Source organism: Arthrobacter sp. UNC362MFTsu5.1 (assembly GCF_000685965.1).
Classification (GTDB): Bacteria; Actinomycetota; Actinomycetes; order Actinomycetales; family Micrococcaceae; genus Arthrobacter.
On sequence record NZ_JMLE01000001.1, the window covers coordinates 239,720 to 263,412 of the forward strand.

At 66.2% G+C, this 23,693-nt stretch carries 20 protein-coding genes; 14 read left to right on the forward strand and 6 right to left on the reverse strand.

From position 1 onward, the window contains the following. Positions 1–109: 109 nt before the first annotated feature. The 6 genes from BS38_RS0101180 to BS38_RS0101205 all read left to right on the forward strand — a co-directional run bounded on the left by BS38_RS0101180 (position 110) and on the right by BS38_RS0101205 (position 8,597). Entirely contained in the window at positions 110–1,900 is a 1,791-nt protein-coding gene (locus BS38_RS0101180) for a glycerol-3-phosphate dehydrogenase/oxidase (protein WP_028269137.1), read from the forward strand. Positions 1,901–2,062: 162 nt separating this feature from the next. After that, positions 2,063–2,812 carry an MIP/aquaporin family protein gene (locus tag BS38_RS0101185; RefSeq protein WP_028269138.1) on the forward strand — a complete coding sequence of 250 codons (750 nt, stop codon included), beginning with the start codon at positions 2,063–2,065 and terminating at the stop codon, positions 2,810–2,812. Positions 2,813–2,873: 61 nt separating this feature from the next. Continuing rightward, on the forward strand, positions 2,874–4,388 hold the full coding sequence (gene glpK / locus BS38_RS0101190; protein ID WP_028269139.1) for a glycerol kinase GlpK: 1,515 nt from the start codon (positions 2,874–2,876) through the stop codon (positions 4,386–4,388). A gap of 361 nt (positions 4,389–4,749) precedes the next feature. Next, on the forward strand, positions 4,750–7,281 hold the full coding sequence (gene leuS / locus BS38_RS0101195; RefSeq protein WP_028269140.1) for a leucine--tRNA ligase: 2,532 nt from the start codon (positions 4,750–4,752) through the stop codon (positions 7,279–7,281). Between the two features lie 69 nt (positions 7,282–7,350). After that, positions 7,351–8,352 (forward strand): DegV family protein, encoded by a 1,002-nt coding sequence (locus BS38_RS0101200; RefSeq protein WP_028269141.1) that lies wholly within the window; start codon positions 7,351–7,353, stop codon positions 8,350–8,352. Between the two features lie 59 nt (positions 8,353–8,411). Further along, positions 8,412–8,597, forward strand: coding sequence for a hypothetical protein (locus BS38_RS0101205; RefSeq protein ID WP_028269142.1), 186 nt, complete (start codon positions 8,412–8,414; stop codon positions 8,595–8,597). Between the two features lie 18 nt (positions 8,598–8,615). Here BS38_RS0101205 and BS38_RS0101210 read toward each other — a convergent pair whose 3' ends face one another. Next, the gene (locus BS38_RS0101210; RefSeq protein ID WP_156037034.1) at positions 8,616–9,086 is read right to left on the reverse strand and encodes a hypothetical protein; all 471 of its coding nucleotides are present in this window, start codon (positions 9,084–9,086) and stop codon (positions 8,616–8,618) included. Between the two features lie 199 nt (positions 9,087–9,285). Here BS38_RS0101210 and BS38_RS0101215 point away from each other — a divergent pair, with 199 nt between their 5' ends. Genes BS38_RS0101215 through holA form a run of 3 tightly spaced genes read left to right on the forward strand, consistent with a single transcriptional unit; the run spans position 9,286 to position 13,170 of the window. Then, positions 9,286–10,227, forward strand: coding sequence for a helix-hairpin-helix domain-containing protein (locus BS38_RS0101215; RefSeq protein WP_028269144.1), 942 nt, complete (start codon positions 9,286–9,288; stop codon positions 10,225–10,227). Between the two features lies 1 nt (position 10,228). Further along, positions 10,229–12,223 carry a ComEC/Rec2 family competence protein gene (locus BS38_RS0101220; RefSeq protein WP_028269145.1) on the forward strand — a complete coding sequence of 665 codons (1,995 nt, stop codon included), beginning with the start codon at positions 10,229–10,231 and terminating at the stop codon, positions 12,221–12,223. After that, positions 12,157–13,170: a DNA polymerase III subunit delta gene (gene holA / locus BS38_RS0101225; protein WP_028269146.1), complete on the forward strand. Its 1,014-nt coding sequence runs from the start codon at positions 12,157–12,159 to the stop codon at positions 13,168–13,170. Before BS38_RS0101220 ends, holA begins: the two co-directional genes overlap by 67 nt. 138 nt (positions 13,171–13,308) lie before the next feature. Here the strand turns inward: holA and rpsT are convergent, their stop codons facing one another. Then, positions 13,309–13,569 carry a 30S ribosomal protein S20 gene (rpsT, locus tag BS38_RS0101230; protein ID WP_011692086.1) on the reverse strand — a complete coding sequence of 87 codons (261 nt, stop codon included), beginning with the start codon at positions 13,567–13,569 and terminating at the stop codon, positions 13,309–13,311. Positions 13,570–13,781: 212 nt separating this feature from the next. Next, on the reverse strand, positions 13,782–14,363 hold the full coding sequence (locus tag BS38_RS0101235; protein WP_028269147.1) for a type II toxin-antitoxin system PemK/MazF family toxin: 582 nt from the start codon (positions 14,361–14,363) through the stop codon (positions 13,782–13,784). A gap of 178 nt (positions 14,364–14,541) precedes the next feature. On the opposite strand from BS38_RS0101235, the gene lepA reads away from it, so the two are divergent. Both lepA and hemW read left to right on the forward strand, forming a co-directional pair. Then, on the forward strand, positions 14,542–16,398 hold the full coding sequence (gene lepA / locus BS38_RS0101240) for a translation elongation factor 4 (RefSeq protein WP_028269148.1): 1,857 nt from the start codon (positions 14,542–14,544) through the stop codon (positions 16,396–16,398). Between the two features lie 25 nt (positions 16,399–16,423). Beyond that, positions 16,424–17,653 carry a radical SAM family heme chaperone HemW gene (gene hemW / locus BS38_RS0101245; protein WP_028269149.1) on the forward strand — a complete coding sequence of 410 codons (1,230 nt, stop codon included), beginning with the start codon at positions 16,424–16,426 and terminating at the stop codon, positions 17,651–17,653. Positions 17,654–17,722: 69 nt separating this feature from the next. On the opposite strand, the gene BS38_RS0101250 is transcribed toward hemW, so the two are convergent. After that, positions 17,723–18,142: a DUF4870 domain-containing protein gene (locus BS38_RS0101250; protein ID WP_028269150.1), complete on the reverse strand. Its 420-nt coding sequence runs from the start codon at positions 18,140–18,142 to the stop codon at positions 17,723–17,725. A 145-nt stretch (positions 18,143–18,287) separates the two neighbouring features. Beyond that, a complete protein-coding gene (locus BS38_RS0101255) occupies positions 18,288–19,139 on the reverse strand; it encodes a DUF3097 domain-containing protein (RefSeq protein WP_028269151.1) in 852 nt (283 codons plus the stop codon). Positions 19,140–19,385: 246 nt separating this feature from the next. On the opposite strand from BS38_RS0101255, the gene hrcA reads away from it, so the two are divergent. The 3 genes from hrcA to BS38_RS0101270 all read left to right on the forward strand — a co-directional run bounded on the left by hrcA (position 19,386) and on the right by BS38_RS0101270 (position 22,420). After that, a complete protein-coding gene (gene hrcA, locus BS38_RS0101260; protein ID WP_028269152.1) occupies positions 19,386–20,399 on the forward strand; it encodes a heat-inducible transcriptional repressor HrcA in 1,014 nt (337 codons plus the stop codon). 114 nt (positions 20,400–20,513) lie between these two features. After that, positions 20,514–21,641 carry a molecular chaperone DnaJ gene (dnaJ, locus tag BS38_RS0101265; protein ID WP_028269153.1) on the forward strand — a complete coding sequence of 376 codons (1,128 nt, stop codon included), beginning with the start codon at positions 20,514–20,516 and terminating at the stop codon, positions 21,639–21,641. A 2-nt stretch (positions 21,642–21,643) separates the two neighbouring features. Beyond that, positions 21,644–22,420: a 16S rRNA (uracil(1498)-N(3))-methyltransferase gene (locus BS38_RS0101270; protein WP_028269154.1), complete on the forward strand. Its 777-nt coding sequence runs from the start codon at positions 21,644–21,646 to the stop codon at positions 22,418–22,420. A gap of 72 nt (positions 22,421–22,492) precedes the next feature. Here BS38_RS0101270 and BS38_RS0101275 read toward each other — a convergent pair whose 3' ends face one another. Further along, on the reverse strand, positions 22,493–23,455 hold the full coding sequence (locus BS38_RS0101275; protein ID WP_028269155.1) for a GerMN domain-containing protein: 963 nt from the start codon (positions 23,453–23,455) through the stop codon (positions 22,493–22,495). Positions 23,456–23,693: the final 238 nt, after the last annotated feature.

Consider the following 23,693-nt stretch of genomic DNA (forward strand, 5'->3'; position numbering starts at 1 on the left):
TGCACGTTTGTGCATAGTGCTTGACTCCATTTTCCATTAGTCCAAACAATAGTGGTGAACGGCGCCGCGCTGAGGCGTGCCGCACAGAACCAAACCCAAAGGAGCAGATTTGGGAACCAACGATTCATCCGGCCATCCGTCTTCCAGCCGCCAGCGGTCCTCAGTGCAGAGCCTGCGAAAGCGGCCCCGCGCGCAGGTCCTGATCATCGGCGGCGGAATCAACGGAGTGGGCACGTTCCGCGATCTGGCACTACAGGGCGTCGATGTTGCGCTCGTCGAACGCGGAGACTACTGCCAGGGGGCCAGCGGTGCATCGTCGCACATGATCCACGGCGGAATCCGGTACCTCGAAAACGGTGAGTTCCGCCTGGTCCAGGAGTCCGTCGTCGAACGCAACAGGCTGCTGCGCATTGCCCCCCACTACGTCAAGCCGCTCCAGACCACCATTCCTATCTTCAGCACCTTCTCCGGCGTGCTGTCCGCGCCGCTGCGGTTCCTGACCCACAAGCAGCAGGGCAAGCCGAAAGAACGCGGCGCCTTCCTGATCAAGCTCGGCCTGAGCATGTACGACTTCTTCTCACGCGACGGCGGCACAGTTCCGCGCCACCAGTTCCGCGGCCGGAAGCGCGCCCTGGCGGAACTGCCGCGGCTGCACCCCGGAATCAAGTACGCGGCCACCTATTTCGATGCCTCGGTCCACAACCCCGAGCGGCTCACCCTGGACGTGCTCCAGGACGGCGAAAAGGCCGGCGCCGCGGGTCCGAGTGACGCCCGGGCCAGCAACTACCTCTCGCTCGTGTCCATGGGCGGGGCGGCCGGAAATTCGTCCGGTTCCACGGGCGGCAGCACTGTCCAGCTCCGCGATGAGCTCACCGGCGAAGTCTTCGACTTCACGGCGGACGTGATCGTCAACACCACGGGGGCCTGGGTCGACCTGACCAACCAGGCCATGGGTGCTGCCTCCTCCTTCATGGGCGGAACAAAGGGTTCGCACATCGTGCTGGACCACCCCGGGCTGCTCGAGGCCTGCAACGGCCGCGAAATCTTCTTTGAACACACGGACGGCCGGATCGTGCTGATTTACCCGATGGGCGACCGCGTGCTGGTGGGCACCACCGACGTCGATGCGGACATGGCAGAGGACGCCGTCTGCACCGACGCCGAGATCGACTACTTCTTCGACCTGATCGGCCATGTCTTCCCGGACGTCCCGGTGAGCCGGGACCAGATCGTGTACACCTTCGCCGGTGTCCGCCCGCTGCCCCGGCACGACGCCACCCAGCCCGGCTTCGTCAGCCGGGACTACCGGATCGAGCGCGGCGGACAGCATACGTCGGCCGGCGGCGCCGTCGTGCTCAGCCTGGTGGGCGGCAAATGGACCACGTTCAGGGCCCTGGCAGAACACCTGACAAATGACGTGCTCAAGGAACTGGGACTGGAACGGAAAGTCTCGACGGCGAAACTCGCCATCGGCGGCGGCGCCGGCTTCCCGGACACTCCGGCCGGCATCGAACAGTGGATCAAGTCACACATGTCCGCCGGCCGCGACGCTGACCGGATCTCCGGATTGCTGACCCGCTACGGCACCCGCGCCGAAGAAGTCCTGCGATACCTCGACGCCGGCCCGGACCGGCTCCTGCACTCCACCCGCGAACTCAGTGTCCGCGAACTGGAGTTCATGGCCCGCAACGAACAGGTGGGGCACCTCATCGACGTGCTGATCCGGCGCACGTCGCTGGCCTTCCGCGGGCTGGTGACCGGCGAACTCCTCAACGAGGTCGCAGAGGTCCTTGCCGTTCCGCTGGGCTGGGACGCCGCCGCCCGGGCAGCCGAAATCCACTACGCCCAGGAGGTGCTTGAACGCTTCCACGGCGTCCAGGTCCACAGCCTGGTCGCCTAGATAGCTTGCGTGCCCGGGGAGGGAGTGCCCGGGCGCAAGGGCTGCGCGGTTCCGCTGGAGGAACAGCCGGCGCAGCAGCCGGCCGGCAACGCAACAACGTTGCCGGCCCAACAGCCCTTCAAACTCGCGAAGGGCTGACAACAGAAAATAGAGGAGTCAAAGATGTCTCTTGGAATTGTTTTCCTTTCCGAAGTATTCGGAACCGCAATGCTGACCCTGCTGGGTTGCGGCGTTGTGGCAAACGTCGCGCTCAAAGGCACCAAGGGCAACAACGGCGGATTCCTGATGGTCACATGGGGCTGGGGCATTGCAGTCTTCTGCGGTGTTTTCGTGGCTGCCAAGTCCGGCGCACACCTGAATCCCGCCGTCACTTTCGGCCTGCTGCTCAACGGCAAGGCGGAGTATGCTCCCGGCGTCAGCGTCGACTTCGCATCCACACTGACCTACTTCGGCGGTGAATTCCTGGGCGCGTTCCTGGGTGCAGTGGTCATGTGGCTGGCCCACAAGCAGCACTTCGACGCCGAACCGGAACCCGCCAGCAAGCTCGCCGTGTTCTCCACGGGCCCTGCCATCCGCTCCACCCCGTGGAACCTGATCACCGAGATCATCGGCACCTTTGTCCTCGTCTTCGTCATCCTGACCCTCGGCGGGACCCCTTCCGGCCTTGGCCCGCTGGCCGTGGCCCTGCTGGTTGTCGGTATCGGTGTGTCCCTCGGCGGTCCCACCGGCTACGCCATCAACCCCGCCCGCGACCTCGGTCCCCGCATCGCCCACGCACTGCTGCCCATCAAGGGCAAGGGCTCCAGCGACTGGAGCTACTCCTGGATCCCGGTAGTGGGCCCGCTGGTAGGCGGCGGACTCGCCGGCGCCGTCGCAGCAGTAGTGCCGATCATCGCCTCGGCAGCTTCCTGATCCCCGTCCCGCGTTCCAACACCCCCACCAAGCCCTTCAGACAACAGACAAGGACGTCAACATGAACCAGTACGTAATCGCCATCGACCAGGGCACCACCAGCACCCGCGCCATCGTCTTCGACCACAGCGGCAGCATCGTCTCCTCGGGCCAGATGGAACACGAGCAGATCTTCCCGCAGGCAGGCTGGGTGGAACACGACCCCGCCGAAATCTGGAACAACACCCGCGAGGTCATCGCCTCCGCCCTGTCCAAGGCGAACCTGACCCGGCACGATATCGCCGCCGTCGGCATTACCAACCAGCGCGAAACGGCCGTTGTCTGGGACAAGACGACGGGCGAGGCCGTATACAACGCGATCGTCTGGCAGGACACCCGGACCCAGGACATCGTGGACGAGCTGGCCAAGGATGGCGGCCCGGAGCGTTTCAAGCAGAAGGTGGGCCTGCCGCTGGCAACGTACTTCTCCGGCACCAAGATCAAGTGGATCCTGGACAACGTGGAGGGCGCCCGCGCCAAGGCCGAAGCCGGCGACCTGGTCTTCGGCAACACGGACTGCTGGGTCCTGTGGAACCTCACGGGCGGAGTGGACGGCGGCGTGCACGTCACCGACGTCACCAACGCCTCCCGGACCATGTTCATGGACCTTGACACGCTGTCCTGGGACCAGGAGATCCTGGATGCCTTCGGCGTTCCGGCCTCCATGATGCCTGCCATCAAGTCATCCTCCGAGGTCTACGGCACAGTCCACACTTCACAGCTCCTCCGTGAAACGCCGGTTGCCGGCATCCTTGGCGACCAGCAGGCGGCCACCTTCGGCCAGGCGGCGTTTGAGGCCGGCGAGGCCAAGAACACGTACGGCACCGGCTGCTTCCTGATCTTCAACACCGGGGAGGAAATCGTCCACTCCAAGAACGGCCTGCTGACCACTGTGGGCTACAAGCTGGGGGACGCTGCTCCGCACTATGCGCTGGAAGGCTCCATCGCCGTCACCGGATCCCTCATCCAGTGGCTGCGGGACAACCTCGGGTTGATCAGCAGTGCCCCGGAAGTGGAAACGCTCGCCGCCTCGGTCAAGGACAACGGCGGCGTGTACATCGTCCCGGCGTTCTCGGGACTGTTCGCACCGTACTGGCGGTCCGATGCCCGCGGCGCCATCGTGGGCCTGACCCGATTCGTCAACAGGAACCACATCGCCCGTGCGGCACTGGAGGCCACCGCCTTCCAGACCCGTGAGGTGCTCGACGCCGTCAACGCGGACTCCGGTGTTCCGCTGACGGAGTTGAAGGTCGACGGCGGCATGGTCGCCAATGACGCCCTGATGCAGTTCCAGGCGGACATCCTGGGTGTTCCGGTGATCCGGCCGAAGGTCGTGGAGACCACCGCCCTCGGCGCTGCCTATGCTGCCGGCCTGGCCGTCGGCTTCTGGAAGGACCTGGGGGAGTGCTCGGCCAACTGGTCCGAGGACAAGCGCTGGGAACCGCAGATGGACGCAGGGGAGCGGGACCGCCAGATGCGCCTCTGGAAGAAGGCCGTGACGAAGTCCATGGACTGGGTCGACGAGGACGTGAAGTAGACCCGGCAAGCCTATGCCTTCGCTGTTAAGGGGGCCCCGTCGGCTTCGCGGACGCCCGAAGCCGCTCCCGGGCCCCCTTAACAGCTCGGCATGTCCGAGCCGGTCGATTCAGCCGCTCTTGGCGACTTACGTTTAGGTGATGGTGGAGGTGCGCTAAAGTAGTTCTATGCGTGCGATCCTTCTGCTTAGCTAGCCGCGCGGTATCCCGACCAAGTACGGATTGCCGAGCGGCCGCCCCTCCATGTCGAGGGGCTTTTGTGTGTCTGGGGCTATCTCCCGGCCGCAAGCAGGGGATCAGGGGCCGGGGCGGACAGGACGCCAGGGCCGTACGAAAAGCGGTACAGAACAGAAGAGGGCAGCAGTGAGCGTTCAGCCGGAGACAGAGACCGGAACAGCAGCAGTCGCGACCGAAGGTCCCGAGGAGGGCACCTACAGCTTTGCCGCGATGGAGGCCAAATGGCCGCAGGTGTGGGAAGACCTCAAGGTGTTCACCCCCGTCGATGACGGTTCCCGGGAGCGCCGCTATGTCCTCGACATGTTCCCTTACCCGTCGGGTGACCTGCACATGGGCCACGCTGAAGCGTTTGCCATGGGCGACGTCGTGGCGCGGTACCTGCGCCAGAAGGGCTTTGACGTCCTGCACCCGATCGGCTGGGACTCCTTCGGCCTGCCCGCGGAAAACGCAGCCATCAAGCGCAACGCGCACCCCAGCGAGTGGACCTACGCCAACATCGACACCCAGGCGGCGTCTTTCAAGCGCTACGCGATCTCCGCTGACTGGTCGCGCCGCCTGCACACCTCGGACCCGGGGTACTACCGCTGGACCCAGTGGCTGTTCAAGCGCTTCTATGAGCGCGGCCTGGCCTACCGGAAGGACTCCCCGGTCAACTGGTGCCCCAAGGACCAGACCGTGCTGGCAAACGAACAGGTGGTCAACGGCGCCTGCGAACGCTGCGGCACTGCCGTGACCAAGAAGTCCCTGAACCAGTGGTACTTCAAGATCACCGACTATGCCGACCGCCTGCTGGACGACATGGACGAGCTGCGCGGCCACTGGCCCGAGCGCGTCCTGGCCATGCAGAAGAACTGGATCGGCCGCTCCGAAGGTGCACACGTCAACTTCGTGATCGAAGCCGACGGCGGCAAGCCGGCCAAGGACGTCACCGTCTTCACCACCCGCCCGGACACCCTGTACGGAGCCACGTTCTTCGTGGTCGCGGCAGATGCGCCGCTGGCAGTGGAACTGGTCACGGACGAGCACGCCGCAGCCCTGGACGCCTACCGCGAACAGGTCAAGGCACTGTCCGAAATCGAGCGGCAGTCCACCGAACGGGAAAAGACGGGCGTCTTCACCGGCCGTTACGCCGTCAACCCCCTGAACGGCGAAAAACTGCCGGTGTGGGCAGCGGACTATGTCCTGGCTGACTACGGCACCGGCGCCATCATGGCTGTCCCCGCCCATGACCAGCGCGACCTGGACTTCGCCAAGACCTTCGACCTGCCCGTCCGCGCCGTGCTGGACACGGGAGAAGACGACCCCGCAGTCACCGGGACGGCGACAGCGGGGGAGGGAACCCTGATCAACTCGGGTGTTCTCGACGGCCTGCCCAAGGCGGAGGCCATCCCCGCCGCGATCGACATCCTGGAGAAGCAGGGCACCGGCGAAAAGTTCGTCAACTTCCGGCTGCGCGACTGGCTGCTCAGCCGCCAGCGCTTCTGGGGCACGCCCATCCCGATCATCCACTGCCCGGCCTGCGGCGAGGTTCCTGTTCCCGACGAACAGCTGCCCGTCACCCTGCCGGCCGACCTGCGCGGCGAAGACCTGTCCCCGAAGGGCACGTCCCCGCTGGCGGCCGCCGAAGCCTGGGTCAACGTTGAGTGCCCCAACTGCCACGGCCCTGCCAAGCGCGACACCGACACCATGGACACGTTCGTCGACTCGTCCTGGTACTTCCTGCGGTTCGTTTCCCCGCAGTACACCGAGGGTCCCTTCGACCCGGAGAAGATCAACGACTGGATGCCGGTGGGGCAGTACGTGGGCGGCGTGGAGCACGCCATCCTGCACCTGCTGTACGCACGGTTCTTCACCAAGGTCATCCACGACCTCGGGATGATCGACGCCGACGAGCCGTTCAGCGCACTGCTCAACCAGGGCCAGGTCCTCAACGGGGGCAAGGCCATGAGCAAGTCCCTGGGCAACGGTGTTGACCTCGGTGAGCAGCTGGACAAGTACGGCGTGGACGCCGTGCGTCTCACCATGATCTTCGCCTCCCCGCCGGAGGACGACGTCGACTGGGCGGACGTGTCGCCGTCGGGCTCCGCGAAGTTCCTGGCCCGGGCCTGGCGCCTGGCGCAGGACGTCACCAGCGCGCCCGGAACGGATGCCGCCCAGGGAGACCGTGCGCTGCGCTCCGTCACGCACCGCACCATCGCCGACGCCGCCGCACTGCTGGACAGCAACAAGTTCAACGTTGTGGTGGCCAAGCTGATGGAGCTGGTCAACGCGACCCGCAAGACGATAGATGCAGCTGCCGGCGCGGGCGGCGCGGATCCTGCGGTCCGCGAAGCGGCGGAAGCCGTGGCGGTCATCCTGAGCCTCTTTGCGCCCTACACGGCCGAGGACATGTGGAACGTGCTGGGGCATCCCGCCTCGGTGGCGAACGCCGGCTGGCCATCGCACGACGAAGCCCTCCTGGTGCAGGACACTGTCACCGCGGTGGTCCAGGTCCAGGGCAAGGTCCGCGACCGCCTGGAGGTCTCCCCGGAGATCGGCGAGGACGAGCTGCGTGAACTGGCCCTCGCATCGGAAAATGTCCAGCGCGCCCTCGACGGGCGGGGTATCCGCACGGTCATCGTGCGAGCCCCTAAACTGGTCAACATCGTCCCGGCTTAGCCGGGGCACCGGCCGCCGGCAATGCCGGCGGCCGGTCATCCCGTTTGGCCGGAATAGCAGGGGGACACCGTGAACGACCGGGAACCGGCCGGCTGGCCGTGGCTGAAGGAACGGCTGGTCCGCCTGCGGCCGGCCCCCCGACCGGGAGCTACCCCGGACGTGGTGGCGGCCGCCGTCGTGCGCACTGCGGTGGTGACCGATTCCGCAGCGGCGCTTCCGGCCGACTGGGTCGGCGACTTCGCCGCCGACGGCCGGCTGACTGTGGTTCCCATGCCCGTCATGGTGGGGCCGGAGATTTACGGCGAAGGCGAAGACGACATCACCGAGACCATTGCGGTGGCGCTGGCCACGGGCACTCCGGTCAAGACGTCACGGCCGTCGCCCGGCCAGTTTGAGCAGGCCTATCTTGCGGCGCAGCGCCGCGGCTTCGAAGCGGTGGTCTCCGTTCATATCTCGGGAGCACTTTCCGGCACGGCGGACTCTGCCAGGCTCGCGGCATCGCGCGTGGGCATCCCCGTGGAAGTGCTCGACTCGAAGACGGTGGGCATGGCGCTGGGCATGGGTGTGCAGAGCGCGGTGGTCGCGGCGGCAGACGGCCGGGGGGCCGCTGACGTGCGTGCCTTTGCGGAAGAACGGCTGGCGCGTACCAGGGTGTATTTCTATGTACCCAGCCTGGAGCAGCTCCGCCGCGGCGGCCGGATCGGAGCGGCGGCATCCCTGTGGGGGACAATGCTTGCCATCAAACCGATCCTCGCCGTGGACGACGGGAAGATCGTTCCGCTGGAAAAGGTCAGGTCCGCCGCGCGGGCCGTGGCGCGCCTCGAGGAAATTGTGGTGGCGGATGCCGCCGCGCGTCCTGACGGCCAGGCGCGCCTGGCCGTCCACCACTTCGGCAATCCCGGGGAAGCCGCTGAGCTTGCGGAACGGCTGGCGGCCTCGCTCCCGGGCATACCCCCGGCGCAGATCAGTTCGCTGCCCGCCGTCCTCGCCGCCCACGCGGGGCTGGGTGTCCTCGCCGTGATCGTGGGGGAGAGCAGTACACCGCACAAGGAACCCGCTCTGGCCCAATAGCGGCGCCGGTAGTACAGTCTCCCCACCAAGCAGGCTCCCTACCGAGCAAGGAGGCTTCGATGACAATGCAGGTGCACCACGTGGCGCAGTTCGACAAGGACGTGTCCGAAGAAGTGACGAACTGGCTGAAGTACCTCAAGGGCCAGGTGACGAGCGTCCAGTTCCTCACCACGACGGTGCCTGATCCGAAGGCGCCTGACGCATGGCGGGTCCAGTACGAGGCCTACATCACGTACCAGAAATAGCCAGCCGGAGGGTCCGGGTCAGGGGCTGCAGGTCACCGTGTCACGGTTGTAGCGGCTTTTCTCGAGCACGCTGATGCTGTCCGACACCACGGTGCAGGAGGCGCCGTCGGGGAACGTGTAGACACTCGTCGCGCCGGTTTTGATGACGTTCGCGTCGAAAGACCACGGGCTTTCATAGTAGGCAAACACGCTGACGAACTTGTGGGTATTGTCCACTGTGATGGTTTCGCCGTCGGGGGAGATCTGGGTGGCACTCACCTCACCGCTTCCCTGGAAGACGGCGACTCCGCTCGGCGTATGAACCTCGATGTGCCGTTCAGTGCCCGTCTGGCAAAACGTCCAGCCGGAAAGTTCATCCGTGACACACGACGAGTATTCGGTGAACTGGGTCCCTTCACTCCCTGCCGCGCCGGCCGGTGCCGCGCCGCACGCCAGCAGTAACCCCAGGCCCACCCCGCATCCGGAAAAGAGCACAGACTTTTTTGACATCGTGACCGCCCCCAAAGTTCAGACCATTCCCCGGATTCGGGGCAGGGCAAAATCGTAAGGCTGCGGTGCCTCCCGGTCAATATGTAAATTCAATGGTGAAAAGACCGGGCGTTGTCCCGGTGACCTGCTGTGCGTCCGCTTTCCACATACCGCCCTTCCGCAGTGTCCGTTCCCGCCGTGTTCTCCTAGCGTGGCGGGTATGTCACGCCGGAACGCGGAAGCGGGAGCACCTGCCGCGGCCACCCGTGCGCGGCGGAGACTGACGGCCTCCCTTGGACCGGCCGCCGGCGATGCCAGGGGCGGGCCAGGAACAGCCGGGGGTATTGGACAAGGGCTGCTGGAGCACGGAGCTCCCGGCCAAGGAACTTTCACGTACGACGGCGGTGCGCGGCCGGATCCGGATGCTGCTGACGCTGCCGCCGGTGGCGGGGGCGCCGGACCCGCGAATTTCAGGTGGCGCACGGGCATCCGCGTTGCCGTGCTGCTGGGAATCGTGAGCCTCCTGCTGGGCGGCTGGTTCTGGTGGGACGTCGCCGGCAGCCGTGCACAGGTGGTCCCGCTGAGCGACATCAGCACCACGGACGCCGGCGGGCAGCCGGAAGGAGGGCCAAGGGCAGAGGACCCGGGAGCGACCGGCGGGACGTCAGAAGGAGGGCGGGCTACCCATCCTTCCTCTGGAAGGAAAATCGTGGTCCATATCGCGGGGGCTGTGAACAAGGCCGGCGTTGTGGAACTGCCGGACGGTAGCCGGATCCACGAAGCAATCGCTGCGGCGGGTGGGAGCACGGACACCGCTGACCTGGAACGGCTGAACCTGGCCGCCGTGCTGACCGATGGCCAGAAGATCCATGTTCCCCGGTTGGGGGATCCCGCGGACGTCACCGGAACGGCGGGCAGCGAACCGGGGTCCGATGGAACAGGCTCCGGTGGACAGGGAGCAGGCACTGCCAAAGTCGACCTGAATACGGCCTCCGTGGAGGAGCTGGGGGCACTGCCCCGGGTAGGGCCAGTCCTGGCCCAGCGCATCTTTGATTGGCGGAAGGAGCACGGTCGGTTCAGTGCCGTGGAGGAACTCGACGCCGTGGACGGCGTCGGCCCCAAGATGCTGGAAACGCTATTGCCTCTCGTGCGGGTGTCCTGAGATGGGCAGCCCCAGTCCATGGCAGCGCTTCGTCGACGCAGCCGTCCGGGGCCGGCAGGACGAGGCCTTCCGGCCGCGGCCGGACCCTCCCCGTGACCCGACCTCGGGGTTTCCACGTACGCCGGGCGTACGCTCCGCCGGCATCATCGGCATCGTGCCCCGGACGTCGGCCGGACTGCGGGACATGGTTGCCGCCCGCCTTCTTCCCCGGCCGGAGGACAGGGCGCGGGGAGCCGGGAAACCTGCTGCGTCCGGAACCGGCAGCAAACCACGGCGCAGGACTGACCTGCGCCTGGCACCTCCGGCCCTCCTCACCTGGGCGGCCGCCGTCGGGGGTGTCTGGTTGCCGTTGCCCGGACTCTGCGCGGTGATCGGGGGACTGCTCCTGGCTGCAATGGTGCTGCTGGTGGTGATCCGCCGGCGCCGGGGGATGACCCACGGGTCCGGGCTGGTGCCGCGCAGCTTCCTGACCACCCTTGCCGTTGCCCTGGTGCTGTCGGCAGCCGTCGCGTCCCACTCGGCGGTAGCAGCGTCGCAGAAGCATGACGGACCCGTCGCCGACGCGGTGACGGCCCGTTCCGCAGTAGTGGTTGAGGCGGAGATAGAAGGCTCGCCGCGCGAACTCAAGGTTCCCGGCCGCGCCGGGTCCGGCCGGTGGGCTGTGCAGGCGACAGTTTTCATGATCATCGCCAACGGCCGCCTCATCAGGGGTTATGCGCACGTGCTGATCGTCGGCGGTGACGATTGGCAGCACGTGGTCCCCGGGCAGCGGGTCCGGACCACAGGAAAACTGCAGCCGGCCGACGCCGGCCAGGCGCAGGCGGGCACGCTGTCCGCCACTACCGGCCCGGCCACCACTACCGGCCCGGCCACCACTGCTGCCCCCTCGGCATGGCGGGAAGAACCTGTCGCGCTCCGCAGCGGGTTTGCCGCCGCCGCGGAATGGATCGGCGGAGATGCCCGCGGCTTACTGCCCGGAATGGTCACGGGTGATACGGGCTTCCTCGATGAACAGCTGGAGAGTGCCATGAAGACTGTCGGCATGACGCACCTGACCGCCGTGAGCGGGGCCAACTGCAGCCTCATCCTGGGGGCGCTGTTGCTGGCCGCGCGGAGTGTTCGGCTGCCCCGGGCTCCCGCTGCGGGGGCAGCGCTCACCGGACTGGCTTTGTTCGTCCTGATGGTGGGTCCGGATGCCAGTGTCCTCCGGGCCGCACTGATGGGGGCGATCGGGATCGTCTCCCTGTCCGGAGGCCGGGCCGGCCGCGGGCTCAGTTTCCTTTGCCTGGCCGTGATCGGACTCCTCATGGCAGACCCGGCACTCGGGACCAGTTTCAGCTTCCTGCTATCGGTGCTGGCCACGCTCGGCATCGTGCTTGCCGGGCCGCGGATCATGGAATGGCTGCCGCCGGCTGTCCCGCGCTGGCTCGCCGCCGGCCTGGCGGTACCGCTTTCCGCCCAGCTCTTCTGCGGGCCGGTCATCGTCCTGCTGCAGCCCCAGTTTTCCTCCTACGCCCTAGTGGCAAACATGGTGGCCGCGCCGCTCGTGGCTCCGGTCACCATCCTCGGTACCGCGGCCGTCCCGCTGGTGCCCCTCGCGCCATGGGCGGCCAATGTTCCCATGGGGGTTGCGGGCGGCTGTGCGGCCGGAGTCGCCGCCGTCGCCCGGTTCTTCGCTGCCCTGCCCGGCGCTGCCCTGCCATGGCCGGAGGGGCCGTTCGGCGCGGCCACCATGGTGTCCCTGTCCGCCTGCACCGTGCTGTTCCTCTGGCTCATTCTGCACCCGCAGGCCGTGGGCACACTGGTCCTGGCGGCGCACCGAAGGACCATCGACCTGCTGGAGCTGGTGCCGGCGTTCACCGGCTTGGATGAGCGACGCAGCCGTGGGAGCCTTAGAGGTATTAATCGGAATTCCGGGAGGAACCAAGAGTGGCCGCTGCGCAAAAAGCACGATCCAAACCGGCGACGTCAGCGACGGCCACCTGGCGCGATGTAACTCCGGCAAGTGTCGTCCTGATCGGCGGACCCGAGGAATACCTCGGCATCCGTGCCATGGACCGGGTCAGGTCGCAGGTCCGCGCAGCCCAGCCGGATGTCGAAATCACCAGGCTCAACGCAGGCAGCTACGAACCCGGGGCCCTCGCCATGAACGTCAGCCCTTCGCTGTTCGGGGAATCCAAGCTCATTGAGGTGGAGTCCGCTGAAGCCATGAATGACGCCTTCCTCGCGGATGCCCTCAAGTACCTGGCGGACCCGGAACCTGACGCCGTACTGGTCGTCCGCCACGGCGGTGGAGTCAGGGGCAAGAAGCTCCTGGACGCCATCAAGTCTGCCGGCTGGCCCGTGGTCGATTGCCAGCCCCTGAAAAAGGACGCGGACAAGTCGGCGTTCGTGCAGTCCGAATTCAAGGCGGCCGGGCGCCGCATTGAGCCGGAAGCCGTTCACGCCCTCGTCAACGCGGTGGGCGCCAACCTGTCGGAACTCGCCGCCGCCTGCAGCCAGCTCATCGCGGACGCGGCCACGGCTGTTGATACAGACATGGTGGACCGTTACTACGGCGGCCGGATCGAGGCGACGGCCTTCAAAGTTGCTGACGCCGCGCTGGCCGGCAACGCTCCGCTGGCCCTCTCCACGCTTCGCCACGCCCTGGCAACAGGTGCGGACCCTGTTCCACTGGTGGCTGCGCTGGCGGCCAAACTCCGCACGGTAGCCAAGGTTGCGGGCGCACACGGTTCCTCGGCCCAGATTGCGCGGCAGCTCGGCATGCAGCCGTGGCTGGTGGAGCAGGCGCAGCGGGACGTCCGGCGCTGGACGCCGGAGGGCCTGGTCCGCTCCATCCAGGTGACAGCCGAAGCGGATGCGCAGGTCAAAGGCCTTTCCCGGGACCCGGTGTACGCAGTGGAACACGCGGTCACCGTCATTGCGACGTCGGTGCGCCGCTAGGCCTGGGGGACCCCTCGCCGCCGAGGTGCATGGGCGTGAGCTGGAGCGGGTTCGCGAGCTACGGAAGGTTAAATGGATGTGGCCGGCACCCGCGAGGGGTGCCGGCCACGATCATCAGTTCAGTTGAACTGGAAAACCTTAGAGTGCGTTGACCTTCTTGGAGATCGCCGACTTGCGGTTTGCAGCGTTGTTCTTGTGAAGAACGCCCTTGCTGACAGCCTTATCCAGCTTTCGGCTTGCAGCAACCAGCGCAGCAGCAGCGGCATCCTTGTCGGTGGACTCAACGGCGGTGTTGACGGCGCGGATGGCCGTCTTCAGCTCGGACTTGACTGCGTTGTTGCGCAGGCGAGCCTTCTCGTTGGTGAGGATGCGCTTCTTCTGGGACTTGATATTAGCCACGTGTGAACTCTCTTTTTAATGCGGAAATGGTCTAGAGGGCTTTCAGATTGGCCATTGACTGAGCGGCGTGGGGATACCTATGGCGGCCAACCATCAGTGGCCGTCGACCTGCACGGACACACAGCTGTCAATAGTAGCAGATGCCCTGCAATGCTGCTGCCCCCTGCTGATGCCTGCAATGCTGCTGCCTCCGCGACGCCTCGGGGCTTTCATCAGCTCCAGCCGTGAAACTCGCGGAGTGCAGACGCGACGCCGTCGAAACGCTTCCTGTCCAGGACCGCGCCCTCCCTGCGGATGTCCGCTGCGCTGATCTGGATGATGCGGTCCAGTTTGGCTTCACTGGGCCGGCGCTGCCGGTCCCAGCTGCCTGTGCCGATGTCCACGTAGCTTTCGTCGTTAATGCGGTCCTGGTCGTGGTCCTTGCTGGTGAGCATGAGCCCCAGCAGGTAGCGTCCTCGGCTTCCGATCAGGAGCACCGGCCGGTCCTTGCCCTGGGAATGGTCCTCTTCGTAAGGGACCCACGTCCACACCACTTCACCCGGTTCCGGCTTGCCGTTGGGGGAGGGGGCGTACCTGACAGTGGCGGTGCCCGTGAAATCACCCGGGTAGGTTCCTGTGAGGCCGGGGGCGGTCCCGCGCTGCGCTGGCGGCTTCGTGGTGCGGGCCGGCGCCGGGCGGACCGGTCCGGCAGGACGCTTGCGCCGGCGATCCGTGCCGTCGTCGGCCGGCCGCCCCTCCAGGAGGCGGAACACGGTGCGGACGGCGTTGCCAAGGGAGCGGAGGTTGAATGCCATCCTGCAACGATACTGTGCCCCGGAATGGCACTTTTCGTCGTTCCGCACCCCGATCACGCAAACAATGCGCCGAGCGGCGGCAGGACGTGGGACACTATAAGTTCACGTGCGGCAGGTCCTGCGACGGCTTCGGCTGTCCTGAGCACAGCCGCGGAAATGCCAACAGTAAGGACCCTGCGTGTCTCCCATGGCCCGCACCGCCCCGGTGCCCGCCGCAACAGATCCGGCCATCATCCGGAACTTCTGCATCATTGCGCACATTGACCACGGTAAATCCACTCTGGCTGACCGCATGTTGCAGTACACCGGCGTCGTTCAGTCCCGCGACATGAAGGCCCAGTATCTGGACCGCATGGATATCGAACGTGAACGCGGCATCACCATCAAGTCCCAGGCAGTCCGCATGCCGTGGGAAGTTGAGGGCACCAGCTACGCCCTGAACATGATCGACACCCCCGGCCACGTCGACTTCACCTACGAGGTGTCCCGCTCCCTGGCTGCCTGTGAAGGTGCAGTTCTGCTCGTGGACGCGGCCCAGGGCATCGAGGCCCAGACCCTCGCCAACCTGTACCTGGCGATGGAGAACAACCTCACCATCATTCCGGTCCTCAACAAGATCGACCTTCCCGCGGCCCAGCCCGAGAAGTACGCGGAGGAACTTGCCAACCTGATCGGCGGCGACCCCGACGACGTGCTGCGTGTCTCGGGCAAGACCGGCATGGGCGTCGAAGTGCTGCTCGACAAGATCGTCCGTGACCTGCCGGCCCCCGTGGGTGACCCGAACGCCCCTGCCCGCGCCATGATCTTCGACTCGGTCTATGACACCTACCGCGGTGTTGTCACCTACGTCCGGGTGGTCGACGGCATGCTGCACCCGCGCGAACGCATCCAGATGATGTCCACCCGCGCCACCCATGAACTCCTTGAGATCGGTGTTAGCTCTCCGGAGCCCACGCCGTCCAAGGGCCTCGGCGTCGGCGAAGTGGGGTACCTCATCACCGGCGTGAAGGACGTCCGCCTGTCCAAGGTGGGCGACACCGTCACCAACCTGGCCAAGCCTGCTTCCCAGTCCCTCCCGGGCTATGCAGACGCCAAGCCCATGGTTTTCTCCGGCCTGTACCCGCTGGACGGCACCGACTACCCGGTGCTCCGCGACGCGTTGGAGAAGCTCATGCTCAACGACGCCGCTCTGGTGTACCAGCCGGAAACGTCGGCTGCGCTGGGCTTCGGCTTCCGCGTCGGCTTCCTGGGCCTGCTGCACCTGGAAATTACCCGTGAACGCCTCGAACGCGAGTACAAGCTGGACCTGATTTCCACTGCTCCCAACGTGGAGTACGAGGTGACGCTGGAGGACAAGAAGGTTGTCCACGTGACCAACCCCAGCGAATACCCCACCGGCAAGGTTGCGGAGGTCCGTGAGCCGATGGTGTCCGCCACCATCCTGGCGCCGAACGAGTTCGTCGGGGCCATCATGGAGCTGTGCCAGAGCCGGCGCGGCGTGATGGGCGGCATGGACTACCTCTCCGAGGACCGGGTGGAAATCCGCTACCGACTGCCGCTGGCCGAAATCGTCTTCGATTTCTTCGACATCCTCAAGTCCAAGACCCGCGGCTACGGCTCGCTGGACTGGAAGGCCGACGGCGACCAGGCGGCCGACCTTGTGAAGGTCGACATCATGCTCCAGGGCGAACAGGTGGACGCCTTCAGTGCGATCACCCACCGGGAGAAGGCCTACGCCTACGGTGTGATGATGACCGACAAGCTGCGTGAGCTCATTCCCCGCCAGCAGTTCGAGGTGCCGATCCAGGCTGCCATTGGTTCCCGGATCATCGCCCGTGAAAGCATCCGTGCCATCCGCAAGGACGTCCTGGCCAAGTGCTACGGCGGCGATATTTCCCGTAAGCGCAAGCTGTTGGAGAAGCAAAAAGAGGGCAAGAAGCGCATGAAGATGGTGGGCACGGTGGAGGTGCCGCAGGAAGCGTTCATCGCCGCCCTCACCACCGACGAATCTAAGGACAAGGCCAAGAAGAAGTGAGCCACGCGCAGCGGGGGACCCGCTGATGCCCAGCGTCCTACCCCTGGGTGACCCCGCGCCGTCGGACGGCCTGCTGCCAGCGCAGGCCGCCGACGGCGCTGCACAGCGGGGATTTGGACTGTACGTCCACATCCCCTTCTGTGCCGTGCGTTGCGGGTACTGCGACTTCAACACCTATACGGCCACCGAACTCGGCGGCGGGGCGTCCCAGGACGCCTATGCGTCCACGGCCATTGCCGAGGTTGAATTTGCCGCCCATGCCCTGACGGCGAGCGGACTGCCGGACCGCCGGATGGGCACCGTCTTTTTCGGCGGCGGCACGCCCACTCTGCTGCCCGCCGAGGACCTGGCCCGAATCCTAACCGCAGCAGTCAACGAATGGGGGCTGGCGCCCGGCGCTGAAGTTACCACCGAAGCCAACCCGGATTCCGTCACCCCGGAGTCCCTCACGTTACTGGCTGATGCCGGTTTCACCCGCGTGTCCTTCGGGATGCAGTCGGCCGTGCCGCATGTCCTGAAGGTCCTGGACCGCACGCACACGCCAAGCAGGGTGCCGCAGGTGGTGCAGTGGGCCCGGGACGCCGGACTGTCCGTCAGCCTTGACCTGATCTACGGCACTCCGGGGGAGTCGCTGGCGGACTGGCGCTATTCCCTTGAGACCGCCCTGTCCTACGAACCGGACCATATCAGCGCCTACGCGCTGATCGTGGAGGACGGCACTAAATTGGCCGCCCAGATCCGCCGCGGCGAAGTCCCAGGAATCGACGACGACGACCATGCCGACAAGTACGAAATCGCCGAGGAACTCATCAGTGCCGCCGGCCTTGGCTGGTACGAGGTCAGCAACTGGGCGCGCACGCCGGAGCAGGCGTGCAGGCACAACCTGGCGTACTGGCGTGGTGACGACTGGTGGGGAATCGGCCCCGGTGCGCATTCACACGTCGGCGGAGTCCGCTGGTGGAACGTCAAGCACCCTACGGCCTATGCGGGGCGGCTTTCCGGCGGTGTATCGCCGGCGGCGGGCCGCGAAACGCTCGACGCCGAAACCCGGAACGTCGAGCGGGTCATGCTCGAAGCCAGGCTCAGTTCCGGACTCGATGTGTCCCTGCTGGCAAAGTCCGGACAGCACGCGGTGGCCGGGCTGATCGCGGATGGCCTGGTGGATCCCGCGTCGGCCTTCCGCGGCCGGCTGGTGCTCACCTTGAAAGGACGGCTGCTTGCCGACGCCGTGGTGCGAAGGATCCTGCCCGACTAAGTTACCGGCCGGGTTTGTCCCGGCCGGATGCGACGCCGGTGCTCGGCGCTGCCAATCGCGTTGCGCCCGCTACTTGATCCAGCGCAGGTTGAAGTCGTAGCGGTGCGGCTGGCCCCGGTTCACATGGATTCCGGCCGCAACGGAGAAGCACGTCACGGCGATCCAAATCAGAGTGGCCAGCACCGCGAAGATGTTGCCCACCACCGGCAGCAGCACCAGGATGTTGCAGATGACCGCAGCGATTGTGGGAGGCAGGGTGAAGTTCAGCGCTTCCTTCGATTCCTGCGCCGTGAACGGTCCGCGGTCCTTGAAGATCAGGTAGATCAACAGCGACGGGACGCACCCAAGGATGCCGCCGAAGTGCGCGAGGGTAGCCCACTGCCGGTCCTCGTTGGCCGTCAGCGGCAGGGCGTTGGCGGGGACACCATGATACTGGGGCTGGCCATGGCCGGCCTGGTTGTCCCGTTGTTCACGTGCGTCTTCTGCCAAGGTGTCGTCCTTCGGATTGCAGTGGTGCGGTGGTTCCCGGAAAAGCGGACGCTGCCACAGGAGCAACAACCGCCGTATCAAGAATACTGGTTCACGGGTGCATTCGGAGAGTTCGACTTCCGCCCGGGGCGCTGGTAACTTCCGCCTAGGGCACGGTGAGGAAGTCGATGACCTCTTCCACACGGCCCAGCAGGGACGGTTCCAGGTCGGCGTAAGTGCGTACCGCCCCCAGCAGCTTCTGCCAGCCCAGGCCGATGTCTTCCTTGGTCTCGTGCGGCCAGCCGAAGGCAGTCAGGATCCCGGTCTTCCAGTCCACGCCCCGCGGAATGACCGGCCAGGCGTCAATGCCGAGCACTGCCGGCCGGATTGCCTGCCACACGTCCACGTAGGGATGGCCCACGATCAGGACGTTGCCCGCGGCGCCGGGCGACGCCATCACGGCATCGGCGATCCGTGATTCCTTCGAATTCGCAACCAGGTGGTCCACCAGCACTCCCAACCGGCGGCCCGGACCCGGCCGGAATGCTGCAACCGCCGCCGTGAGATCGTCAATGCCGTGCAAGGGCTCGACGACGATGCCCTCCACCCTGAGGTCGTCACCCCAGACTTTTTCCACAAGTTCGGCGTCGTGCTTGCCTTCCACCCAGATGCGGCTGGCCTTGGCCACCTGGGCGCGCTGGCCCGCCACCCGCACGGATCCGGAGGCGGTCCTGCCGGATGCGGCGGAGGCGGCCTGGGCGCGCGGGGCCGGGGGCATCAGCCGGATCGGCAGGCCGTCCAGGAGGAATCCGTAGCCGAGGCGGAACGTGCGGGACTTGCCGCGCCGGTCCTCCAATGCCACAACGTGCATCCCGCCGGACTTTTCCACCCTGGTGACAGCGCCCACCCAGCCGGACTGCACGTCTTCCAGCACCATGCCGCGTTCAACCGGCACTTCGGGAAGCTCGGCTTTCCGGGGAGCCGTGATGTCCTGCGGGCCCCAGTTCTGGTACGACATCGGGTAGACACAACCTTGCGCTAGAAAATGTGAAACAGGAGAAGTGAAACAGGGGCGCCGTGGCTTCACGGACGTGCCTGTCCTGTCCCGCTCCGGAGTTTCGCCCGGAGCGGTACCAATGCTAACAACGCGGCGACTCATATTAGACTGGTTAGCACTTAGACATGACGAGTGCTAACGGTAGACGGGATCTGGCAGGCGAAAAAGCCGGTCCGCGGCCCGGGTTAAGCCGATCGGAGGTGGAGAATGAGCGAACCACGCAAGCTAGAAGTACTGCGCGCCATCGTGGAGGACTACGTCCATTCCCGCGAACCTGTGGGCTCCAAGGCCCTGGTGGAGAGACACCATCTGGGAGTCTCCAGCGCCACCATCCGCAATGACATGGCGGCCCTGGAAGATGAGGGCCTGATCACGGCGCCGCACACCAGCGCGGGGAGGATCCCCACCGACAAGGGCTATCGGCTCTTTGTCGACCAGATTTCCGCCGTCAAGCCGCTGTCGCAGGCCGAACGCCGGGCCATCCAGACGCTGCTCGAAGGTTCGGACGACCTGGACGACGTCCTGGAGCGTACCGTGCGGCTGCTGTCGCAGCTGACCAACCAGGTGGCCGTGGTGCAGTATCCGCACCTCAGCCGTGCCATGGTGCGGCACATCGAGTTTGTGCTGCTGGCGCCGCGCCAGGTCCTCGCTGTCCTGATTGCGGACACCGGTAAGGTCGAACAACGGGTCATCGACGTCGGCCAGGAGCTCAGCGACGAGGCCGTCGCCGGCCTCCGCACACGGTTCCTGAAGAGCCTGGCGGGGACACCGCTGAGCCTGCTCCCGCAAGCGCTGCCCGCCGTCGTCGCAAGCTGTGAACCGGCACGCCGGCACGCCGCCCAGGCGCTGGCCCGCGGCCTGGATGCCCTGGCCAGCAGTACCCGCGAAGAGCGGATGGTCATGGCCGGCACCGCCAACCTCGCGCGGTCCAACGTTGACTTCCCGCTGAGCATCGGCCCGGTCCTCGAGGCGCTTGAGGAACAGGTGGTCATGCTCCGCCTGCTCAGCGAGATGGCGCAGGACCCCCGCGGCGTGACCGTCAGCATCGGCCGGGAGAATCCCTACGACGGCCTCGCGGAAGCCTCGGTGGTGGCCACGGGCTACGGGCCCGGTTCCAGTGCCAAGGTGGGCGTACTTGGGCCCACCCGGATGGACTATCCCACCACCATGGCCGCGGTCCGTGCCGTGGCACGCTACCTTTCCAGGATCCTCGGGCCTTGACCGGCCCTTCATCAGCCAACCAGGCCTCCGTGTCCCGGCTTCCGGGGGCGGCAGCAGCATCATAGGCACCACCCAAGGCATTACAGGCAGTACAACCAGGAAGAGATACGAACTTTGAGCAGCCACTACGACGTTCTTGGAGTCTCACCCGAAGCGACGGGCGAAGAGATCAAGAAGGCCTACCGAAAGCTTGCGCGCACGTTGCACCCGGACGTGAACCCCGGTGAGGATGCCTCGGACCGCTTCAAGGCTGTCACGCACGCCTATGAAGTGCTGTCCGATCCGCAGAAGCGCCGCGTCTACGACACCACCGGCAACGAGAACGGCACCGACAACGGTTTCGGCGGCGCCGGCTACTCGGGGCAGGGTTTCGCCTTCCAGGACATTTTCGACACCTTCTTCGGTGCGGGCGGCTCGTCCGGACCTGCCTCGCGCGTCCGCCGGGGGCAGGACGCCCTCATCAGCGTCCGCATCGACCTCCGCGACGCCGTCTTCGGCGTCAACAAGAAGCTCGAAGTGGACACGGCCGTAACGTGCCCCACCTGCGAAGGCTCCTGCTGCCAGCCCGGGACCCACCCCGTCCGCTGTGACATCTGCGGCGGCAGCGGCCAGGTCCAGCGGGCCGTCCGTTCCATCCTGGGCCAGGTCATGACCGCGGCGCCCTGCGGCTCCTGCGAGGGCTTCGGAACCGTCATCAAGGATCCCTGCAACGAGTGCAACGGGCAGGGCCGCATCCGCAGCCGGCGTTCGCTGACCGTCAAGGTCCCTGCCGGCGTGGCCACCGGAACCCGGATCCAGCTGGGCGGCCAGGGCGAAGCCGGGCCCGCCGGCGGACCTTCCGGCGACCTCTACGTGGAGATCCGGGTCAACAACGACGCCACCTACGTACGCGACGGCGATGACCTCCACGCGACCCTGCACATCCCGATGACTGCAGCAGCCCTTGGCACCGAACTGAGCCTGGACACCTTCGACGGCCAGCAGGAGATCGACGTCAAGGCGGGTACCCAGTCCGGCGAAGTCATCACCCTTCGCGGCCTCGGCGTGACCCACCTCCGGGGCTACGGCCGCGGCGACCTGAAAGTCCACCTCCAGGTCGAGACTCCGGCCAAGCTTGATGCCGCGCAGGAAGACCTGCTGCGCCAGCTCGCGAAACTCCGTGGCGAGCAGTACACCGAAGGGAAACTCTCCGCCAGCGGCGGCGTCTTCGCCAAGCTGCGGGACCGGCTCGGTAACCTGTAGCGGTGAGCAACCCGGTCTTTTTCGCAACCCCCGGAGCCCTGGACCACCAGGTTCCCGGTTCGCACTTTGTCCTCGAAGGCGCAGAAGCGAGGCATGCGGTCACCGTCAAGCGGATTGCCGTGGGGGAGTCCGTTGACATCGCCGACGGCGCCGGCAAAAGGCTGACCGGCACGGTCGCCGCCGTTGGCCAGGGTGAACTGACAGTGGAGTGTTCCGTCCTCGACACCGAGGAGCGCCCGGACGTCCGCCTGGTCCTGGTCCAGGCATTGGCCAAAGGCGACCGGGACGAACTCGCCGCAGAAACAGCCACCGAACTGGGGATCGACGCCATCATCCCGTGGCAGTCCGAACGGTCCATCGTCCGGTGGAAAGGCGAACGGGCCGCGAAGGCCCATGCCAAATGGCAGTCCGTGGTGACTGCAGCTGCCAAACAGGCGCGGCGGGCCTGGATTCCCGAAGTCCGGGCCGCCGTCGACGGTGCCGGACTTCAGGCGGCAGTCTCCGCCGCGGACCTGGCCATCATCCTCCATGAGGATGCCGTGCGCCCGCTACGGAGCGTGCTCGAGGCGTGGCGCGGGGACAACGCCGATGCACCGGTGCCGGGGCCGCGCGAAATCCTGCTGATTGTGGGGCCCGAAGGCGGCATCAGTCCGCGGGAGGTCACCCGGCTGTGCGGGGCCGGCGCCGTGACGGCGCTTCTGGGCCACCACGTGCTGAGGTCGTCCACGGCAGGACCGGCCGCCACCGTCCTCGCCAGCGACATCCTGGGCCGCTGGTAGCCACCGCACGCCGGCAGCGGTTGTCCACGGGCGCCACGTGGCGTTGCCCCTCCAGGGGGAAGCGCTCAGGCGCTAGGCAACCTTGAAACCGCGGGAGTCCACATTCAGTTCCCGGTCGGGTTTCCCGGGGTCGGCCTGGAATACCCGGATCTCATAGTTTCCAGGTGCCAGGTTGACATTCAGCGAGAAGAGCCCGGACTGTGCCTGGTCTGCCGAGGCGGTGACATCGCCGCCCAAATAGGCCGTCTTATCGCTGCTGCCGTCGACTTTCAGGATTTTCCACTTGAGTTTGCCCCCGGGCAGCGTGCTTCGTCCGCTGATCTTGACACTGCCGTCAGGGACGCCCACACCCTCCTGGGGATCGATGATCCATACCGGAGCCACCATGCCCGCCCCGCGGGGAGTGGGACTGCCGAGCCGAACGTGGTTGAAGGCCAGGTAATCCGTGTGCCCGTCAACCAGGATGACCACCTGGATCTGCTGGCCCGAGTCCACCAGCCCTGAGCTCGCTCCCGCGGCCGTTGCCGTGTAGACCAGCTGCTGGATGGCGCGCTTGGCCATGTCCTCGTCGAGGTTGCTGTTGAAGGCATCCGGTGAGACGTCCACCGTGATGACGTTCTTGCCGGAAATCGACGTTGCCAGCTTCTTCGGGTTCTGCCACGGCGTGAAGTAGTCGGGATCCAGCGGCTTATCCGACATCATGGAGCGCAGGGCCCTGGTCACCGGGTTTTCCTGCTCCGGGACATCGCGGAATTCGCGGTACAGGAAGACGTTCTCGTTGCTGCGCCCGATCCAGTACACCGGTGCCTTGTTGGAAGCCTGCGTGGTTTCCAGTGGAGCACTCGTGCTGGGAACGCCCGCGGTGGCGGACCCGGTGACGGTCTGGGGCGTGCTGGCAGCGGTGTTTGTGGACGGCTGGGGAGTGGCGACGCAGGAGGACAGCACCATGGCGGCGAGCAGCACAAACAGGAGCACGGCGGAACGTTTCCGCCTGCCTCCTGCTGCCTGCCGGCGTCGTGGGTTCCTGCTCTCCATGGTGATCCCGGTACCTGCCCTGTCCTATAAACGTTGCCGATGAAGTGGTCCGTGGCGGGCGAAAGCCCGCGATGGATTCCAGCATTACATAGAGTTCCAGGCGCCCTGCGGCGTTTGCGGACGGATTGCCGAACTGCAACGGGAACGATACGAGGCCGATACGAAGTTGATACCTAATGACGGGAATCTGCAACGAAGCGGTCGCGGCCAAACGCCTGGCGGGCACGCCCCGCGGCCC

What these genes read in the sequence shown, in the direction of transcription:
- BS38_RS0101185 (WP_028269138.1), top strand. Translation starts at nt 2,063, where the DNA reads ATGTCTCTTGGAATTGTTTTCCTTTCCGAAGTATTCGGAACCGCAATG.
- glpK (WP_028269139.1), top strand. Translation starts at nt 2,874, where the DNA reads ATGAACCAGTACGTAATCGCCATCGACCAGGGCACCACCAGCACCCGC.
- BS38_RS0101205 (WP_028269142.1), top strand. Translation starts at nt 8,412, where the DNA reads ATGACAATGCAGGTGCACCACGTGGCGCAGTTCGACAAGGACGTGTCC.
- BS38_RS0101210 (WP_156037034.1), bottom strand. Translation starts at nt 9,086, where the DNA reads ATGTCAAAAAAGTCTGTGCTCTTTTCCGGATGCGGGGTGGGCCTGGGG.
- BS38_RS0101215 (WP_028269144.1), top strand. Translation starts at nt 9,286, where the DNA reads ATGTCACGCCGGAACGCGGAAGCGGGAGCACCTGCCGCGGCCACCCGT.
- BS38_RS0101220 (WP_028269145.1), top strand. Translation starts at nt 10,229, where the DNA reads ATGGGCAGCCCCAGTCCATGGCAGCGCTTCGTCGACGCAGCCGTCCGG.
- BS38_RS0101235 (WP_028269147.1), bottom strand. Translation starts at nt 14,363, where the DNA reads ATGGCATTCAACCTCCGCTCCCTTGGCAACGCCGTCCGCACCGTGTTC.
- hemW (WP_028269149.1), top strand. Translation starts at nt 16,424, where the DNA reads ATGCCCAGCGTCCTACCCCTGGGTGACCCCGCGCCGTCGGACGGCCTG.
- BS38_RS0101255 (WP_028269151.1), bottom strand. Translation starts at nt 19,139, where the DNA reads ATGTCGTACCAGAACTGGGGCCCGCAGGACATCACGGCTCCCCGGAAA.
- hrcA (WP_028269152.1), top strand. Translation starts at nt 19,386, where the DNA reads ATGAGCGAACCACGCAAGCTAGAAGTACTGCGCGCCATCGTGGAGGAC.
- BS38_RS0101275 (WP_028269155.1), bottom strand. Translation starts at nt 23,455, where the DNA reads ATGGAGAGCAGGAACCCACGACGCCGGCAGGCAGCAGGAGGCAGGCGG.